Origin of the sequence: Paenibacillus albicereus (assembly GCF_012676905.1) — a bacterium.
Taxonomy (GTDB): domain Bacteria; phylum Bacillota; class Bacilli; order Paenibacillales; family Paenibacillaceae; genus Paenibacillus_O; species Paenibacillus_O albicereus.
Window position 1 is genome coordinate 614,747 of sequence record NZ_CP051428.1, and the last position, 18,508, is coordinate 633,254.

The 18,508-nt window shown below is 66.5% G+C and carries 11 protein-coding genes and 1 pseudogene; 8 read left to right on the forward strand and 4 right to left on the reverse strand.

The genetic code is table 11. The features are described 5' to 3' along the window. Nucleotides 1-48: 48 nt before the first annotated feature. Nucleotides 49-2,385, reverse strand: coding sequence for an arginine--tRNA ligase (gene argS, locus HGI30_RS23125; RefSeq protein ID WP_235680295.1), 2,337 nt, complete (start codon nucleotides 2,383-2,385; stop codon nucleotides 49-51). Between the two features lie 508 nt (nucleotides 2,386-2,893). Between argS and HGI30_RS02665 the strand changes: the two genes are divergently transcribed. Then, nucleotides 2,894-4,150, forward strand: coding sequence for an FAD-binding protein (locus tag HGI30_RS02665; protein ID WP_168906277.1), 1,257 nt, complete (start codon nucleotides 2,894-2,896; stop codon nucleotides 4,148-4,150). A gap of 16 nt (nucleotides 4,151-4,166) precedes the next feature. After that, a complete protein-coding gene (locus tag HGI30_RS02670) occupies nucleotides 4,167-4,835 on the forward strand; it encodes a Type 1 glutamine amidotransferase-like domain-containing protein (RefSeq protein ID WP_168906278.1) in 669 nt (222 codons plus the stop codon). Nucleotides 4,836-5,533: 698 nt separating this feature from the next. On the opposite strand, the gene HGI30_RS02675 is transcribed toward HGI30_RS02670, so the two are convergent. Further along, nucleotides 5,534-7,015, reverse strand: a complete 1,482-nt coding sequence (locus tag HGI30_RS02675; protein WP_168906279.1) for a carboxylesterase/lipase family protein — start codon at nucleotides 7,013-7,015, stop codon at nucleotides 5,534-5,536. Nucleotides 7,016-7,139: 124 nt separating this feature from the next. Here HGI30_RS02675 and HGI30_RS02680 point away from each other — a divergent pair, with 124 nt between their 5' ends. From HGI30_RS02680 to HGI30_RS02695, 4 genes are all read left to right on the forward strand, one after another. After that, a complete protein-coding gene (locus HGI30_RS02680; protein WP_168906280.1) occupies nucleotides 7,140-7,850 on the forward strand; it encodes a response regulator transcription factor in 711 nt (236 codons plus the stop codon). Continuing rightward, a complete protein-coding gene (locus HGI30_RS02685) occupies nucleotides 7,847-8,785 on the forward strand; it encodes a sensor histidine kinase (RefSeq protein WP_235680296.1) in 939 nt (312 codons plus the stop codon). Before HGI30_RS02680 ends, HGI30_RS02685 begins: the two co-directional genes overlap by 4 nt. Nucleotides 8,786-8,888: 103 nt before the next feature. Then, complete coding sequence (locus HGI30_RS02690) at nucleotides 8,889-9,812, forward strand: ATP-binding cassette domain-containing protein (protein WP_168906281.1); 924 nt, start codon at nucleotides 8,889-8,891, stop codon at nucleotides 9,810-9,812. Then, a complete protein-coding gene (locus tag HGI30_RS02695) occupies nucleotides 9,805-10,488 on the forward strand; it encodes an ABC transporter permease (RefSeq protein WP_168906282.1) in 684 nt (227 codons plus the stop codon). The genes HGI30_RS02690 and HGI30_RS02695 overlap by 8 nt, the downstream gene beginning before the upstream one ends. Nucleotides 10,489-10,574: 86 nt before the next feature. On the opposite strand, the gene HGI30_RS02700 is transcribed toward HGI30_RS02695, so the two are convergent. Further along, the gene (locus HGI30_RS02700; RefSeq protein ID WP_168906283.1) at nucleotides 10,575-11,372 is read right to left on the reverse strand and encodes an OmpA/MotB family protein; all 798 of its coding nucleotides are present in this window, start codon (nucleotides 11,370-11,372) and stop codon (nucleotides 10,575-10,577) included. Then, entirely contained in the window at nucleotides 11,356-12,177 is an 822-nt protein-coding gene (locus HGI30_RS02705; RefSeq protein ID WP_168906284.1) for a flagellar motor protein, read from the reverse strand. Before HGI30_RS02705 ends, HGI30_RS02700 begins: the two co-directional genes overlap by 17 nt. Nucleotides 12,178-12,575: 398 nt before the next feature. Between HGI30_RS02705 and uvrB the strand changes: the two genes are divergently transcribed. Further along, nucleotides 12,576-14,579 carry an excinuclease ABC subunit UvrB gene (gene uvrB / locus HGI30_RS02710; RefSeq protein WP_168909684.1) on the forward strand — a complete coding sequence of 668 codons (2,004 nt, stop codon included), beginning with the start codon at nucleotides 12,576-12,578 and terminating at the stop codon, nucleotides 14,577-14,579. 64 nt (nucleotides 14,580-14,643) lie between these two features. Further along, a pseudogene (gene uvrA / locus HGI30_RS02715) lies at nucleotides 14,644-17,520 on the forward strand (excinuclease ABC subunit UvrA); the annotation flags it as partial. Nucleotides 17,521-18,508 lie beyond the last annotated feature (988 nt).

Consider the following 18,508-nt stretch of genomic DNA (forward strand, 5'->3'; position numbering starts at 1 on the left):
TTTACCATCTTCACCCATATGATTCAAGGGTTAAATTGAACTTATTTGTCAAATTCTTGTCGGGGCCGATAGGCCGAGCAAGCCAAGCCCGTGGCTCAGCACGGCGGCGCAGGCCGCCGTCAGCCGAAGCTTCGCCGCCGTCTCCCCCGCGCTGCCCGCGCCAACGATGCGGCCGCTGTTGTAGAAGCGGTTGAACGCCTTGGCGAGCTCCAGCAGGTAGCGGGCGAGGACGGAAGGCTCGTGCTCGCGCAGCGCGCCGCGGATCGCCTCGCCGTAGGCGTCGAGCTTGAGCAGGCACGCGCGCGCGGCGGGCGAGCCGAGCGCGCCATGCAGCTCGGATGCGGCTCCGCTTGCCGCGCTTGCGGACGAATCCGGCCCGGTGGCAGTCAAGGCGCTCACGGTCCGATCGGGAGTCGAGGCGCTCTCGGTCCGATCGGGAGCCGAGGCGCTCTCGGTCCGATCGGGAGTCGAGGCGCTCTCGGTCCGATCGGGAGCCGAGGCAGCTCCGCCGCTTGCGATCGGGACCGCTCCAGCCTCGGCCTCTTCCGCCGTCGGCGCCGGCTCCGCGCCATCCTCCGCGCCAGCGCCAGCGCCGGCCGTCTCGCGGCCTGCTCCGGCTCCGGCCTCCGCCGCGCGGCGCAGCAGGCTGCAGGCGCGGGCATGGGCGTACTGCACGTACGGCCCGGTCTCGCCGTCGAGGCTGACCATCTCCTCCAGGCTGAAGTCGATCTCCAGCATGCGGCGGCTGCGCAGGTCGCCGAACACGATCGCGCCGACGCCGACCGCTTCGGCGACCGCATCCTTGTCCGGCAGGTCCGGCGTCTTGGCCTCGATGACGGCGAGCGCCCGGCGCACGGCCTCGTCCAGCACCTCGTCCAGGAACACGACCTTGCCGCGGCGGGTCGACATCTTGCGGCCTTCCATGCGCATCAGCCCGAACGGCACATGGACCTTCTCCACCTGCGCCCAGGTCGGGTCGAGCTTCTCCAGCACGGCGAACACCTGGCGGAAATGAAGCGTCTGCTCCGCGCCGACGACATAGAGCAGCTTGCTGCCGCCCATCTGCTCGCGGCGGTACAGCGCCGTCGCCAGATCGCGCGTGCCGTAGATCGTCGAGCCGTCCGACTTGTATACGAGGCACGGCGGCATCCCTTCCTCGTCGAGGCGCACGACGATCGCGCCGTCGCTCTCCTCCAGCAGCCCCGCCTCGCCCAGCCGCTGGACCGCCGCCTCCATCTTGTCGTTGTAGAAGCTCTCCCCGAGCAGATGGTCGAACTCCACCCCGAGGCGGCCGTAGATGCGCTGGAACTCCTTGAGGCTCTCGCGGATGAAGAACGCCCACAGCTCCCGCGCCTCTTCGTCGCCCTGCTCCAGCCTCAGGAACCAGGCGCGGCCTTCGTCCACGAGCGCCGGCTCGCGCTCGGCCTCCTCGTGGAAGCGCACGTACAGGCGCAGGCTCTCGCCGATCGGATCGGCCTCGATCGCCTCGCGCGAGCCCCAGCGCTTCGTCGCGGCGATCAGCTTGCCGAACTGCGTCCCCCAGTCGCCGAGGTGGTTGACCGTCTGCACGTCCCAGCCGGCCGTGCGGTGCAGGTTGGCCAGCGCGCGCCCGATGACGGTCGAGCGCAGATGGCCGACGCTCATCGGCTTGGCGATGTTGGGCGAGGAATAGTCGATGACGACGCGCTTGCCCGCGCCGTCGTCCAGCCGTCCGAGCGAGGGCGACTCGGCCTGGCGCAGCAGCGCCTCGATCCAGCCGCTGCCGGCGGCGTGCAGATTGAGGAAGCCTCCCGCCGCCTCGGCGTGCCACTGGATGGACGGCAGGGGCTCGGAGGGACGGCTGGCTGTTTTGCCGGCTGCAGTCGAATCGGCCGCAGGCGGCACGTGGACGGCTGCTCCGCGGGCTGCTTCTGCCGATTCGGCCGCAGCTGGATCGGTCGAAGCCGCATCGGTCGAATGCGGCATGAGGACGGCTGTTTCGCCGGCTTTGTCTGCCGAATCGGCCGCAGCTGGATCGGCCGCAGGCGCATCAGTCGAAGGCGGCATGAGGACGGCTGTTCCGCCGGCTTTGTCGGCCGATTCGGCCGCAGCTGGATCGGCCGCAGGCGACATAGGGACAGCGGCAGCGCTCGCCGCCTCTGTCGTCTTATCCGCAGCCGGAAGCGGCGCAGAGCCGTTCACCTGCGCGGCCAGCTCGGCGGCGATCGCCTGCGGCGCTCGGCGGAGCGTCTTGGCCAAGGCGAAGCAGGGAAGCGACAGGTCGCCGAGCGCCTCGTCGGGCGGGCTTTCCAGGCGGACGGCGAGCTCGGCCTCGCCGATTCCGGTCAGCGGGGCGAGCAGGGCGGCGGCGGATTGCTTGAGCAGGGTCGTAGCGGGCATAGACATGGGCATGGGTTCCTCCTTCAGGGATGGGGCGACGAGACGGGCCTAGCGGGAGCGGAAACGGCAAAAAGCCCCCGTCTCAAAAAGAGACGGAGGCTTGGTCCGCGGTGCCACTCTTGTCGCCGGGCGCGCAGCGGCCGCTTCCGCGTGGACGCGGGACGGAGCTGCAGCGCGCGGCTGCTCGTCAGGGTATCGGCCAGTCCGGGCGCGCCTACGCATCCGCGCGGGGCGGACTTCGGGCGCCAGCTCGCGGGTCCGCTTCCGCCGGCCTGCCGCCGCCGGTTCCCACCTGTCCCGGCTCTCTGAGTGCGGCTGCGGCCGGGTACTTGCCCGTTCATCGCATGCGTGTTTTGAATTTTCACGAGTATAGCCGATCGGCGGCGGAGCGGTCAAGAGGCGCTCCGCTTTTCGCCTCCCGATCGGCCCATCCGGTAGGATTCCGGCGCCGGATCTCGAAGGGTATGGAGAGAGCATCGAGATCCCTAAGGCCGAGAGGACGTGGCAGGACAACATGGAGAACCAACGCAACTGGGCAGGAAACTATACGTACGGAGCGGCGGAGCTGCTCGTGCCGGAGAGCGTGGAGGAGGCGCGGGAGCAGGTCGCCCGCAGCTCGCGGATCAAGGCGCTGGGCTCCCGGCATTCGTTCAACGGCATCGCCGATACGGCCGGCAGCCTGATCTCGCTGGAAAAGCTGAACCGCATCCTCCGGCTCGATGCGGAGCGCCGGACGGTGACGGTCGAGGGCGGCATCCGCTACGGCGACCTGGCCCGGAAGCTCCACGAAGCGGGCTTCGCGCTGCATAACTTGGCTTCGCTGCCGCATATCTCCGTGGCCGGCGCGGTCGCCACGGCGACGCACGGCTCGGGCGAGCGCCACGGCAATCTGGCGACGGCGGTGCGGGAGCTGGAGCTCATCGCCGCCGATGGCTCGCTGCAGCGGCTGTCGCGGGAGGATGCGGAATTCGAGGGCGCGGTCGTCGGCCTCGGCGGCCTCGGCGTGATCGCGAGCCTCACGCTCGACATCGTGCCTGCGTTCGAGATGAGCCAGCGCGTGTACGAGGGCTTGCCGCCCGAGCGGCTGGAGGCGGACTTCGACAAGATTGCGTCGGCGGCGTACAGCGTCAGCCTGTTCACCGACTGGACGTCCTCCGCGATCAACCAGGTGTGGGTCAAGCATCGCGTCGGCGATCCCGAGACGCGTGATCCTGCGGAGCCGTTCCACGGCGCGCAGCCGGCGGCGGAGCCGCGCCATCCGGTGCCGGGCCTCTCCGGCGAGATGTGCAGCGGACAGCTCGGCGCCGTCGGTCCTTGGCATGAGCGGCTGCCGCATTTCCGCATGGACTTCACTCCGAGCGCGGGCGAGGAGCTGCAGACGGAGTACTTCGTGCCTCGGGAGCGGGCGCTGGAGGCGCTGCAGGCGCTGGGCGGCCTGCGCGAGCGGATCGCGCCGCTGCTGTTCGTCTCGGAGATTCGCACGATCGCGGCCGACGAGCTGTGGATGAGCCCTTGCCATGGGCGCGATTCCGTCGGCATCCACTTCACCTGGAAGCCGCTCGGCGAGCCGGTCGCCCGGCTGCTGCCGGACATCGAGGCGGCGCTGCGCCCGTTCGGCGCTCGGCCGCATTGGGCCAAGCTGTTCGCCATGGCTCCGGAAGAGCTGCGGGGGCACTACGAGCGGCTGGCCGACTTCCAGCAGCTGCTGCAGCGGCTCGATCCGGAGCGCAAGTTCGCCAATGCGCTGCTGGAGCGGTATGTGTATGGATAGGGGAGGGGAGAGGCGCATGGACAAGCATCTGTTCCTGTTCGGAGGCGGACCTCCGTTCACGCCCGGCCTGGCGCGACGGTTCGTTGACCTGGCCGGAGGAGCGGAGGCCGAGATCGGCATCCTCTGCCTCGATCGGCCGGGCTGGCGCGACTACATGCCTCGTTACATCGAAGAGCTGGAGGCCTGCGGCGTGACGCGCTTCCGCTATCTCCCGCTGCCGACCGTTTCTGTAGAAGAGGCCGTCAAGTCGCTGCGCACCAGCACGGGCATCGTCATCGGCGGCGGGGATACGAGCCGATATGCGGGCTGCATCGTCGATACGGCGATCGGGCAGGCGGTACGCGAGCGGGCGGAGAGCGGCGTGCCGGTCTCCGGCTTTTCCGCAGGCGCGCTCATCTGCCCCGAGCGCTGCCTGATCTCGCCCAAGGACAACGAAGAAGCCGTCCTGCAGGACCGGTCCGGGCTCGGACTGATCGGCGGCGTCGCGATCGCGGTCCACTTCTCGCAGTGGAGGGAGGAGGCTCATCTGCGCGCCGTGTCGGAGCGCTATCCGTCCGGATGCGAGCATTACGGCATCGACGAGCAGTGCGGCCTTTACTTTCGGAACGGCCGCCTGGAGCGGACGGAAGGGGAAGGGCTGTTCCGGCTGGAGGGCGGCGAGCTGCGGCGGATTTCGGTAGAGTAGACGGGGGGCGGAGCGGCGGGGTCCTATCGGGAGCATGCGGAAAGGCGCGTCGGCGCGGTCCCATGTTCACCGTCGGCCCCAATGATTGTCCGGCCGCCCCGGCCCCGGTCCCGGTCCTTCTAACGAACCTGAGACACCTTATTCGCGATAAAATGGAGCTGTTTTCAATCTAACGAACCTGAGACGCCTTATTGCAACAGAATGTATTGGTATATTGATACAAATTGCGAAATAAAGCGTCTCAGTTTCGTTAGCGCCTTTTGTTCCGCAAAAGGGTTGAAATAGCGTGCGTGAGTTTCGTTCGCGTACCGAAATCGGGGTTGGGTGAGTTGGGGTGGAGGGAGACCGGCGCGAAGCGTTGCAAATCAATCGTTCGGCTCATGAAAAAAGGAGCGCTATCGCGCCCCTTCTCGTCTCCCATCTATCTTGACCAGCCAAGCCCCGCTTGTCCGAGCCCTGCCCGGCAAGCCCGGCTTCGCCTGGCAAGATCGGTCCTCCAGTTCGGCCAAGTCCCGCTCTTCCGTTCTCCGCCCGGCAAGCCCGGCTCCGCCTGCTCAGCCCCGTCCCGTCAGCCGCGCCCGCTTGTCCGGCTCCGGGTCGAGCTCGACGCGGCTGTCGGCATCGAGCAGCATGACGGCGCGGCGCTCCGCCTCATACGCCGTCCGCCAGCCCTGCCCGGCAAGCCCGGCTCCGCCTGCTCAGCCCCGTCCCGTCAGCCGCGCCCGCTTGTCCGGCTCCGGATCGAGCTCGACGCGGCTGTCGGCGTCGAGCAGCATGACGGCGCGGCGCTCGGTGTCATACGCCGGCCAGTCCAGCTCCGCCGTCGCGGGGCTGCCGCTGCGGGCAAAGGCGAGCCAGGCGTCCATGGCGGCCGCCGACACGCGCTCCATGCGCTCGTCGATTGTCCAGCCGTGCTCGCGCAGCAGCTCCAGGTTGCCGAGCACGAAGGGAATTTCCGCCGCATGGAACGCCGCCTGCAGCACGGGATGGCCCGGCGAGACGAAGTCGTAGCGGTAGAACCAGACGCGCCCGTAGCCGAGCTGGGCTTCCGCCAGCTGAAGCGCCGAGCGGAGGAAGAACAGGTCGGTCATCGCCTGCTGCTGGCCCTCCGTCGTGCGCGGATAGTCGAGCACCCAGCCGGCCGCCTCCGGCGCGCCGGTGACGGCGACGTAGGCGCGGGCGTTCTGCTCGTCCGAGAGCAGCTTCATGCCCGGCCGCACGAACAGCGCGCCTTCGTGCCGGTTGATGCCGACGACGACGTCGACGCCGGCCGCCGAGCCGGCCGCGACCGCCTCCAGCGGCGGGGCCGGCAGCGTCCTGCCGTCGACGACCGGCTGGAACAGCATGATCGTGCTCTCGCCCGCCGCGCGCTTGAGCCGGTCGGCCGCCTGCTGCAGCTCTTCCGCCGTCAGGCCGGCGAGCTGATCCGGCGATTCGGCGCCCAGCATGTTCAAGTACGCCTGGGCCAGCACGCGGCCCTGCTTGTCCGGCAGCGCCTGGGAAGCGCCGCTCTGCAGGATGGCGCGGGCGAACAGCCCTTTGGCGGCGGGCATCGCCAGCAGTGCGGCGATGCTCATCGCGCCGGCGGACTCGCCGAACACGGTGACGCGGGACGGATCGCCGCCGAACGCGCCGATGTTGCCCTGCACCCACTCCAGCGCGGCGATCTGGTCGAGCAGGCCGGCATTGCTGACGTAGCCGTCGGAGTCGGACGCGTCCGCGTACGGGCCCAGATGAAGGAATCCGAGCGCGCCGAGCCGATAGCTGATGCTGACCACGATCAGCCCGCCGCGGCGGGCCAGGCTCGCGCCGTCGTAGATCGGCAGCCCGCCGCCGCCGGTGACGAACGAGCCGCCATGAATCCACACCATGACGGGAAGAGGCTCCGCGGAAGGCTGCTCCGGCGCCCAGACGTTCAGGTAGAGGCAGTCCTCCGACTGCGGGATGGCTGTACGCACGAGGCCGAACGAGCCGCCGGACGGATCGACCGGCTGCGGAGCGAGCGGCCCCGGCTGCGAGGCGTCGCGCACGCCTTCCCAGGGCAGCGGCGGGAGCGGACGGCGGAAGCGCCGCTCGCCGACGGGCGGTTGGGCGAACGGGATGCCTTTCCAGGCGCGCGCGCCTTGCTGCCGGATGCCTTGAAGCGTGCCGCTGCGGGAGCGGATAAGCAGGGAGTCCATTCGGGTCGATCATCCTTTCGCTTGCCGAATCTTTTATTTGTTAAGGAGTATACCACGCGCGGACGGCAGGGGGGAAATCGGCCCGCTGGACGCAGGAAGCGCAACTTGGAAAGGGGAGACGGTCATGTCGATGCGGATTCTGCTCGTCGAGGATGACGTGGAGATCAGCGCTCTGGTCACGGAGCATCTGGAGCGGGAAGGCTGCGAGGTGCAGGCCGCGCTGGACGGGGAGGAGGCGCTCGCCGAGCTGGCGAGCCGCGAGTTCGATCTCGTGCTGCTCGATCTGATGCTGCCGAAGCGGAGCGGCATGGAGGTGCTGCGGCTGCTGCGGGAGACGAGCCTCGTGCCGGTGCTGATCCTGTCGGCCAAAGGCAGCGATCTCGACAAGGCGCTCGGCCTCGGCCTCGGCGCCGACGATTACTTGAGCAAGCCGTTCTCCATGATCGAGCTGACCGCGAGGGTGCAGGCCGCGATCCGCCGGGCGACCCGCTATGCCGGCGCGCCGGCGGCCGCTCCCGCGCCCGCGCCGAGGTCGCTCCGTCATGGAGAGCTGGAGCTCGATCTGGACACCTATTCGGTCCGAGCGCGGGGGCAGGAGGCGCAGCTGACGGCCAAGGAGTTCCAGCTGCTGAAGCTGTTCCTGACCTATCCGAGCCGCGTGTTCACCAAAGAGCAGATCTACCAGTCCATCTGGGAAGAGGACTACTACGGCAACGAGAACGTCATCAACGTCCATATAAGGCGCCTCCGCGAGAAGATCGAAGCCGATCCGTCCAGCCCGATCTTCATCCGCACGGTGTGGGGCATCGGCTACAAGCTGGGAGAGAGGCCGTGACGGCGGTCGCGCTCGGCTTCGCCTGCGCGGCGCTGGCCGCGGCATGCGCCTATCTGTACGCATCGCGCCGGCGGGAGCGCCGCGATGCGGACGAGATCGGCTGCAAGCTGGAGGCGATCCTGAGGAGCGGCAGCGCCGAAAAAGCGCTGCTGCGCACCGAGCGCGCCGAGCTGCGCCGGCTGCTGCTGCAGATCAACCGCTTGCTGGACCGCGGCCAGCGGACGGCGGCGGACTTTTCGCGCGCCAAGGAAAGCTCCCGCAAGATGATCTCCAACATGTCGCACGACCTGAAGACGCCGCTGGCGGTGCTGCTCGGCTATGCGGAGAAGCTTCAGCGAGGGGAGGAGCTGGACGCCCCCGAGCGGGAGCGGACGGTGTCGGCCCTGCACGCGAAAATCCTCTCCCTCATCGACCTGATGAACCGCTTTTTTGACCTTGCCAAGATGGATTCCGACGATTACGCGATGCCGAAGGCCAAGCTGGCGCTGAACGAAATCTGCCGGCGGAACGTGCTGGAGTTCTACGAGTTGCTCGAGTCCGGCGGGTTCGAGGTGGAGCTCGACCTTCCGGACGAGCCTCTCCATATGCTGGGCAACGAGGAGGCGCTGGGGCGCATCCTCCGCAACCTCATCTCCAACGCGATCCGCTACGGCGGCGAGGGCAAGAAGCTCGGCCTGACGCTCCGCGACGGGGGCGAGACGGTGGAAATCGAAGTGTGGGACCGTGGACGGGGCATCGACGAAATCCACCACGACCGCGTGTTCGAGCGGCTGTACACGCTGGACGATTCCCGGAATCCCCGCTTCCAGGGCAGCGGGCTCGGACTCAGCATCACCAAGCGGCTGACCGAGGCGATGGGCGGCTCCATCTCGCTGCGCAGCGTTCCCTATGAACGGACCTCGTTCGTCGTCTCGTTTCCGAAGCTGAGCTTCTGATCCGCAAACGTAAGAAACTCGTCAGGATCCAGACAGGAATAAGACATCTCTCCTGACTAAGATGAGATCAGAAGCAAGGAAGCACGCGAGGAGGCGAGTCAAGATGAAAGACATCGTCCATACGACAGGCTTGAGCCGGACGGTCAAGGGCAGGAAGCTGGTCGAGGGCGTGGAGCTGCGCATCCGCCAAGGCGAGGTGTACGGCCTGCTCGGGCAGAACGGCGCCGGCAAGACGACGATCATGAAGATGCTGGCGGGGCATGTCGCTCCGACCGCAGGCGAAATCTCGCTGTTCGGCCAGCGGCTGACGCCAAGCTCCAAGTCGGCGCTGAGCCGCGTCGGCAGCATCATCGAATACCCGGTCTTTTTCGAGCATATGAGCGCGATCGCCAACCTGCGGCTGCATGCCGAATATCTCGGGTACTATGACGAGCAGGCGATCGCGCAGGCGATGGAGCTCGTGCGGCTGAAGGACGTCGGGGCGAGGCCGGTGAAGGAGTTCTCGCTCGGCATGAAGCAGCGCCTGGGCATCGCCCGCGCGGTCATCGCGAAGCCGGAGCTGATCATCCTCGACGAGCCGACGAACGGCCTCGACCCGGTCGGCATCAAGGACATGCGCGATCTGGTGCGGATGCTCAACCAGGAGTACGGCATCACCTTCCTCGTGTCCAGCCACATCCTGAGCGAGATCGAGCAGGTCGCGCACCGGATCGGCGTCGTCGCGGAGGGACGGCTGACGACGGAGATGAGCCTGGAGGACGTCGCCAAGCAGCGGACCGATTATATCGAGATCGCGACGCCGCAGGCGGAGCGGGCCGCCTATCTGCTGGAGCATGAGCTCGGCATCGCGAGCCTGAAGCTGCTGGACGGGGGCAAGCTGCGCGTCTACGACCTGAGCCGCTCCCAGAGCGAGATCTCGCGGATGCTCGTCCTGCATGACGTCGAGATCGAGGGCATCCAGAAGCATGCCGGCACGCTGGAAGACTACTTCTATCATCAGATCACGGGAGGCGATCGCGTTGGCTGACTTGATGAAGCTCGAATGGAGGAAGCTCAAGCGGCTGAACATCATCGGCGAGTACGTCGTCTATCTGGCGGTGCTGCTGTTCCTGCCGATGCTGTTCGCCCGGTCGGTCAGCGCGGACTTCGGCCGGGACTACGGCGCGATCACGGAGCTGATCGTCGCGATGCACCTGGCGTACGTGCTGTTCGGAGCGTCGCTCATCAACCAGGTCGTCATCGACGAGTTCCGCAACCGGACGATCGCCTTGTCCTACGGTTACCCGATCCCCCGCCGCCGGCTGTTCCTGGCCAAGACGCTGCTCATCTCGCTGCTCGTGTTCGCCGGCACGCTGCTGTCGTTCGTGCTGGTCGGCCTCTCGACGCTCGCGCTCGACGCCGGCTTCGGCTTCATCGACGAGGCGCTCACCGCCCAGGCCACGGCCGGCTATGTGGCGAGGGCCGTCGTCTACTCCGCCGCCGTCGCCGTCATCAGCCACGTCCCGCTGTTCCTGTTCGGCGTCTGGAAAAGAGCGACGATTCCCGCCGTGCTCATCGCCATCTTCCTGGCGCAGTTCCAGAACTTCGCCCCGCTCCTCGGCATCGCCCTCGATCGCGATCTGACGACAGCCGCGCTATGCCTGCTCGGCTTGCTGAGCGCCATCGCGGCGGTCGCCACGATCGACCGTTTCGGCGATGCCTGACCGCTGCTCCCCGTTTCTGCCCTCGGCCGAAAAAAGCCCCGTAAAGCGATTCGACTCGCTTCACGGGGCTTGATTTTGCGTTCGGGTCAGCTGCCGCCCGCATCCGTGCTCGTACGCAGCACGGTAATCTCGACGCGGCGGTTTTTGGACCGTCCCGCCTCGGTGGCGTTGGAGGTGACCGGACGCGTATCGGCGTAGCCGGCGATCTCGAACTTGTTCGGGTCGAGCTTGCTCTTTTCGATGAAATAATGCAGCACCGACAGCGAACGGGCGGCCGACAGCTCCCAGTTGTCGCCGTACTGGCCGCCGGGGGCGATCGGGAGGTTGTCCGTATGGCCCTCGACGCTGACCGTGTTGCCGAGCGAGCGGAACAGGGTCGACAGCCGTTCCAGCACCGGCGTCGCTTCCGGCTTCAGCTTCGCATGGCCGAGGTCGAACAGGAACAGGTCGTTCAGCCGGATGGCGATGCCCTTGGGCGTGTCGACGACCGTCACCTTGTCCTGCAGCTTGTGCTCCCGGATGTACGTCTGGATGATCTGGAGCAGATTCTGCAGCTCCTGCTCCTGCAGCCGCTTCAGCTGCTGCTGCGGCGTCTCGGAGGCGCGGGGCTTGGCGCCGACCGTCGGCACGGGCGTCGACCCGCTCGCCAGCAGCTCGCCCGTCAGCCCTTTGCCGCCCTCGATGACGGAGTCGGACTTGGCGAACTGCAGCTGCAGCGACTGCGCCAGCACCTCGTACTTCTTCACGTCCAGCTGGCTCATCGCGTACAGCACGACGAAAAAGATGAGCAGCAGCGTAATCAGGTCGGAGTAGGTGATGAGCCAGCGCTCGTGATTTTCGGGCTCCGCGCCCGGGACGCCCCTGCGGTTACGCCTGCGCCGCATTGTCCCCCGCCTTTCCGTCCGGCTTTTCGTCCGCCGGCTTCGCCGCCCTGCGCGGCGGCTCGTCCACGATGACGAACGACTGCAGCTTTTTGCGGATCAGCTGCGGGTTGTCCCCGGCCTGCAGGCCGAGGATGCCTTCCATCATCATCTCCATGCGCAGGACATGCTCCTGGCTGCGGGTCTTGATCTTGGAGGCGAGAGGCAGATAGATCACGTTCGCCGAGGCGACGCCGTACAGCGTGGCCGAGAAGGCGACCGCGATCGAGGACCCGAGCGAGCCCGGGTCATGCAGGTCGCCGAGCACGTTGATGAGCCCCATGACGGTACCGATGATGCCCATCGTGGGCGCGTAGCCGCCGGCGCTCTCGAAGATTTTGGCCTGCTGCTCGCAGCTCCGCTCCTGCGCCGCGATCTCGAGCTCGAGAATCTCGCGGGTCAGGTCGGGATCGGTGCCGTCCACGACCATGAGCACGCCGTCGCGCAGGAAGCGCTCGTCCTCCTTGGCGGCATGCGTCTCCAGCGCCAGCACGCCGCCGCGGCGCGCGATCGTCGCCATGTCGACGAGGCGCTCGATGATTTCCCGGTCCGTATTGCGGTCCTTGCGGAACGCGAGCCGCAGCGCCGCCGGGATCGTGCGCAGCCGGGCAGCCGGGAAGCTCACGGCGACGGCCGCGAACGTGCCGCCGAAGACGATCAGGATCGCCGTCTTCTCCACGAGGCCGTGGGCTTCTCCTCCTTCCCACAGATATCCCCCGAGCAGGGCGGCGATACCGGCGATGATGCCGATGACGGTCGTCAAGTCCATGCGATGGTTCACGCTCCCGCTTTTGTCGTTATAAAAAAGGATGCGCTCTCCCGCTTGGAGGGAGAGCTGCCGGCTTGTTCTCCAAAGAGAAACAGGAAGCGCGATGCTGCTTCCTGCTTCTCTTTCTCGGAACGAAACCTGATTTGCCGCCAGATGATGGAAAAGCGGTTTCGCCTTGTTGCCAGCCGGTTTTCGACCCGGTATAATGAAGGACGGGAACAGACATTCTTATCGTGGTCCCGCCCGCAAATTCGAGACGATTCCTCTTATTTATCGGCCGTTTTGGGCATACAGATAAATAGGGATTTACTCATATAATAATAGATTCCGTTCGCGAAACCGGGACTTTCGTACCGGGCCTTTCGCGTCATTCATCGAGGAAGAGGTGAGCCATGCCTATGGCCGAGAAGGCTCAGCAGACCAAGCTTTTCCAGCTGAAGTCCGACTATACGCCGCAGGGCGACCAGCCGGGCGCGATCAGCCGGCTCGTCGAGGGCGTCCGCGAGGGACGCAAGCATCAGATCCTGCTCGGAGCGACCGGCACGGGCAAGACCTATACGATCGCCAACACGATCGCCCAGCTCAATCGGCCGACGCTCGTCATCGCCCACAACAAGACGCTCGCCGCGCAGCTCTGCAGCGAGTTCCAGGAGTTCTTCCCCGACAACGCCGTCTCCTACTTCGTCAGCTACTACGACTACTACCAGCCCGAAGCCTACCTCCCGTCGACCGACACCTACATCGAGAAGGACTCCAGCATCAACGACGAGATCGACAAGCTGCGCCACTCCGCGACCAGCTCGCTGTTCGAGCGCCGCGACGTCATCATCGTCGCCAGCGTGTCGTGCATCTACGGCCTGGGATCGCCGTCGGAGTACGGCAGCCTCGTGATGTCGCTGCGCAAGGGCATGGAGAAGGGACGCGACCAGATCCTGCACAAGCTCGTCGACATCCAGTATCAGCGCAACGACATCAACTTCGTGCGCGGCACGTTCCGCGTGCGCGGCGACATCGTCGAGATCTTCCCCGTGGCGAGCAACGAGCGCGCGATCCGCGTCGAGCTGTTCGGCGACGAGATCGAGCGCATCACGGAGATCGACGTCCTGACCGGCGAGATCGTCGGCGAGCGCGACCATGTCGCGATCTTCCCGGCTTCCCACTTCGTCACCCACGAGGACAAGATGAAGATCGCGCTCGTCAACATCGAGCGGGAGCTGGAGGAGCGGCTCGCCGAGCTGCGGGAGAACGGCAAGCTGCTGGAGGCGCAGCGGCTGGAGCAGCGCACGCGCTACGACATCGAGATGATGCAGGAGATGGGCTTCTGCTCCGGCATCGAGAACTACTCCGGTCCGCTCACGTTCCGCGAGCGCGGCGCCACGCCGTTTACGCTCATGGACTATTTCCCGGACGACATGCTCATCGTCATCGACGAGTCCCATGTGACGCTGCCGCAGGTGCGCGCCATGTACAACGGCGACCGCGCGCGCAAGGAGGTGCTCGTCGAGCACGGCTTCCGGCTGCCGTCGGCGATGGACAACCGGCCGCTCAAGTTCGAGGAGTTCGAGGCCAAGGACAAGCAGACGATCTACGTCTCGGCGACGCCGGGGCCGTACGAGCTGGAGACGTCGCCGCATGAGCCGGTGCAGCAGATCATCCGTCCGACCGGCCTGCTCGATCCGATCATCGAGGTGCGTCCGACCAAGGGCCAGATCGACGACCTGCTCGGCGAGATCCGCGACCGCATCGCCAAGGACGAGCGCGTGCTCGTCACGACCCTCACCAAGAAGATGTCCGAGGACCTGACCGACTATCTGAAGGAAGTCGGCATCAAGGTGCGCTACCTCCACTCCGACATCAAGACGCTGGAGCGGATGGCGATCCTGCGCGACCTGCGCGTAGGCACGTTCCATGTGCTCGTCGGCATCAACCTGCTGCGGGAGGGCCTCGACCTGCCGGAGGTGTCGCTCGTCTCGATCCTCGACGCCGACAAGGAAGGCTTCCTGCGCTCGGAGCGCTCGCTCATCCAGACGATCGGACGCGCGGCGCGCAACTCCGAGGGACGGGTCATCATGTACGGCGACAAGATCACCGACTCCATGGACCGGGCGATCTCCGAGACGCAGCGCCGCCGCACCATCCAGGAGGCGTACAACGAGAAGCACGGCATCACGCCGCAGACGATCCGCAAGCGGATCCACGAGGTCATCGAGGCGACCAAGTCCGCGGAGTCCAAGTCGGGCGTGCTCGACGGCCTGTCCGGCGGCAAGCTGACCAAGAAGGAGCGGCAGCAGGTCATCAACCGCCTCGAGGCGGAGATGAAGGAAGCGGCCAAGAGCCTGCAGTTCGAGCGGGCGGCCGAGCTGCGCGACGCGCTGCTCGAGCTGCGGGCCGAAGAGGGCTGAGGCACGCTCTCCCGACGTTCGGGACGGGCGCCAGGCAAGGCATAGATACAGGAAAGGTCCGGTCATGCCGGACCTTCCATTTTCGATAGGGAGGAACCACACTGTGGCAAGCGATCGGATCGAGATCAAGGGCGCCAGGGCCCATAACCTGAAAAACATCGACGTCACCATCCCGCGCGACAAGTTCGTCGTGCTCACCGGCCTGAGCGGCTCCGGCAAGTCGTCGCTCGCGTTCGACACGATCTATGCCGAAGGCCAGCGCCGCTACGTCGAGTCGCTGTCGGCATATGCCCGGCAGTTCCTCGGCCAGATGGAGAAGCCCGACGTCGATTCCATCGAGGGGCTCAGCCCCGCCATCTCCATCGACCAGAAGACGACGAGCCGCAACCCGCGCTCGACCGTCGGCACGGTCACGGAAATTTACGACTATCTCCGCCTGCTGTACGCGCGCATCGGCAAGCCGCACTGCCCGGAGCACGGCATCGAGATCACGTCGCAGACCGTCGAGCAGATGGTCGACCGCATCCTGGAGTATCCGGAGCGGACCCGCCTGCAGATTCTCGCGCCGATCGTCAGCGGGCGCAAGGGCGAGCACAGCAAGCTGCTCCAGGACATCCAGAAGCAGGGCTTCGTGCGGGTCCGCGTGGACGGCGAGCTGCGCGACCTGGGCGAGAGCATCGAGCTGGAGAAGAACAAGAAGCACAGCATCGAGGTCGTCGTCGACCGGATCGTCGTCAAGGACGACGTGCGCGTCCGCCTCGCGGACTCCTTGGAGACGGCGCTCAAGCTGTCGGAGGGACAGGTCATCGTCGACGTCATCGACCAGGAGGAGCTGCTGTTCAGCTCCAATCTGGCCTGTCCGGTGTGCGGCTTCAGCATCGACGAGCTGTCTCCGCGCATGTTCTCCTTCAACAGCCCGTTCGGCGCCTGCCCGGACTGCGACGGTCTCGGCGCCAAGATGATCGTCGACCCGGACCTGCTCATCCATGACAGCTCCAAGACGATCGCCGGCGGCGCCTTCGAGGCATGGGCGGGCAGCACGTCCAACTATTACCCGCAGTTCATGGCGTCCGTGTGCAAGCACTACGGCATTCCGATGGACATTGCCGTCAGCGAGCTGACGGACGAGCAGATGAAGAAGCTGCTGTACGGCACCGGCGGGGAGAAGGTCCGCTTCCAGTACGAGAACGACTTCGGCTTCCGCAAGGACGCGTACGTGCCGTTCGAGGGCGTCGTCAACAACCTCGCCCGCCGCTACCGCGACACGGCGTCCGACTCCATGCGGGAGTACATCGAGGAGTACATGAGCGCCAAGCCGTGCGGCACCTGCAAAGGCCATCGCCTCAAGAAGGAAAGCCTCGCCGTCACCGTCGGCAGCCGGAACATCGCCTATGCGACCTCGCTGTCGATCGGCGACGCCAAGGACTTCTTCGAGGGTCTCGACCTGAGCGAGAAGGACCGCATGATCTCGAACCTGATCCTCAAGGAGATCAACAGCCGGCTCGGCTTCCTCGTCAACGTCGGCCTCAACTACCTGACGATGTCCCGCGCGGCCGGCACGCTGTCCGGCGGGGAGGCGCAGCGCATCCGGCTCGCCACGCAGATCGGCTCCAGCCTGATGGGCGTCCTCTACATCCTGGACGAGCCCAGCATCGGCCTGCACCAGCGCGACAACGACCGCCTGATCGGCACGCTGGAGCATATGCGCAACCTCGGCAATACGCTCATCGTCGTCGAGCATGACGAGGATACGATGCTGGCCGCCGACTACATCATCGACATCGGGCCGGGAGCCGGCATTCATGGCGGCCACGTCATCGCGCAGGGCACGCCGCAGGAGGTCATGGCCCACGAGAACTCGCTCACGGGGCAATATCTGAGCGGGCGCAAGTTCATCGCCGTGCCGGAGAAGCGCCGTCCTACAGGGGACAAGTGGCTGGAAATCCGCGGCGCGCGCGAGAACAACCTGAAGGGCGTCAACGTCAGGATCCCGATCGGCGTGTTCACCGCCGTCACCGGCGTCTCGGGCTCCGGCAAGTCGACGCTCGTCAACGAGATCCTCTACAAGACGCTGGCCCGCGACCTCAACCGGGCCAAGGTGCGTCCCGGCGAGCACAAGGAGATCCGCGGCCTCGAGCAGGTGGACAAGGTCATCGACATCGACCAGTCGCCGATCGGCCGCACGCCGCGCTCCAACCCGGCGACGTACACCGGCGTCTTCGACGACATCCGCGACGTCTACGCCTCGACCAACGAGGCCAAGGTGCGCGGCTACAAGAAGGGCCGCTTCAGCTTCAACATCAAGGGCGGCCGCTGCGAGGCCTGCCGCGGGGACGGCATCATCAAGATCGAGATGCACTTCCTGCCGGACGTCTACGTCCCGTGCGAAATCTGCAAGGGCAAGCGGTACAACCGCGAGACGCTGGAGGTCAAGTACAAGGGCAAGAGCATCTCGGACGTGCTCGACATGACGATCGAGGACGCGACGGACTTCTTCCGCAACCTGCCGAAGATCCACCGCAAGCTGCAGACGCTGCTCGACGTCGGCCTCGGCTACATGAACATGGGCCAGCCGGCGACGACGCTGTCCGGCGGCGAGGCGCAGCGCGTCAAGCTCGCCTCCGAGCTGTACCGCCGCAGCACCGGCCGCACGTTCTACATCCTCGACGAGCCGACGACCGGCCTGCATATGGACGACGTCGACCGTCTGCTGCATGTGCTGCACCGCCTCGTCGACTCCGGCGAGTCCGTGCTCGTCATCGAGCATAGCCTCGACGTCATCAAGACCGCCGACTACCTGATCGACCTCGGTCCCGAGGGCGGCAGCGGCGGCGGCATGATCGTCGGCACCGGGACGCCGGAGCAGCTCGTGCAGGTGCAGGGCTCGTACACCGGCAAGTACCTTGCGCCGGTGCTGGAGCGCGACAGCGCCCGCACTCGCGAAGCGCGCGTCCGGGCGGAGGCGCTCCAAGCCGCCGCCGAGGTCGGCGCGGCGGCCGAGCCGGCTGCGGCGTCGGCGGAGCCAGCCGCCGCAGTCCCTGCGGCTGGCGGCGCCAAGCGCGGCCGGCCGCGCAGATCCGCCGGCGCCGCGTCCGCGCCAGGCGGAGCTTCCTTGGCGGCGGAGGACAGCGCCGCCTACGCCGCGGCCGCCGCGCCCAAGAAGCGCGGCCGCAAGCCCAAAGGCTCCGGCGGCGCCTGACGCCTGCCGCCGGTCCGTACAGGCGCTAGCCCGTCGGCGCCTGCCGCCGGTCCGCACAGGCGCAAGCCCGTCGGCGCCTGCCTCTGGTCCGCACAGGCGCAAGCCCGTCGGCGCCTGCTGCCGGACAGCTCAGCGCTAGCCTCCGTCGGCGCCTGCCGCCGGTCCGCACAGGCGCTAGCCCGTCGGCGCCTGCCGCCTGCGAGCTCGGCCTCCAGCCCGCTAGGGGCTTTCCACCGGCCACCTTTCAAAGCCCCTGTATTCCGCCTATGCGGATATGGGGGCTTTGACTTTTTGGACAATCCTGGCGTTGACCATGGTTTGAGTGGGCCTCTTGATTCCGGCGATGGCGCTCTTCCCGGACGGGGAGGACTAACGACTCCTGATGGGCTTAGAAGCAGAAAACCCCGCCCTCTTGCAAGCTAACGACTCCTCAGGCGCTTAGCAGGTAAAATGGGGCAGAATTGCTCCCAAAACGGGTTGTTTTCCTAAGCTAAGCCTCTGGAAAATCGTTAGCCTAGCGGAAAGGGGCTGAATGGCCCTCTAAGCACCTGACGAGTCGTTAGCTTAGGCAACCCTGACCATAGGCAAGTTTAGCATAAGGTGGCATGTCTGCAGAGGCAGATAGGAGTAGAAAGAGGTTGGCAGGAAGCGCATTGCGGAGGTGGCAGGTGATAGGAGCGTAGGCAGTCTCGGCAAGTCTACAGAGACAGGCAGAGGCGGGAGACGTAGG

Bases quoted from the DNA above. Each gene is read 5' to 3' on its own strand.
- HGI30_RS02680 (WP_168906280.1), top strand. From the start codon at position 7,140: ATGTCGATGCGGATTCTGCTCGTCGAGGATGACGTGGAGATCAGCGCT.
- HGI30_RS02665 (WP_168906277.1), top strand. From the start codon at position 2,894: ATGGAGAACCAACGCAACTGGGCAGGAAACTATACGTACGGAGCGGCG.
- argS (WP_235680295.1), bottom strand. From the start codon at position 2,385: ATGTCTATGCCCGCTACGACCCTGCTCAAGCAATCCGCCGCCGCCCTG.
- HGI30_RS02675 (WP_168906279.1), bottom strand. From the start codon at position 7,015: ATGGACTCCCTGCTTATCCGCTCCCGCAGCGGCACGCTTCAAGGCATC.
- HGI30_RS02670 (WP_168906278.1), top strand. From the start codon at position 4,167: ATGGACAAGCATCTGTTCCTGTTCGGAGGCGGACCTCCGTTCACGCCC.
- HGI30_RS02705 (WP_168906284.1), bottom strand. From the start codon at position 12,177: ATGGACTTGACGACCGTCATCGGCATCATCGCCGGTATCGCCGCCCTG.
- uvrB (WP_168909684.1), top strand. From the start codon at position 12,576: ATGGCCGAGAAGGCTCAGCAGACCAAGCTTTTCCAGCTGAAGTCCGAC.
- HGI30_RS02700 (WP_168906283.1), bottom strand. From the start codon at position 11,372: ATGCGGCGCAGGCGTAACCGCAGGGGCGTCCCGGGCGCGGAGCCCGAA.
- HGI30_RS02690 (WP_168906281.1), top strand. From the start codon at position 8,889: ATGAAAGACATCGTCCATACGACAGGCTTGAGCCGGACGGTCAAGGGC.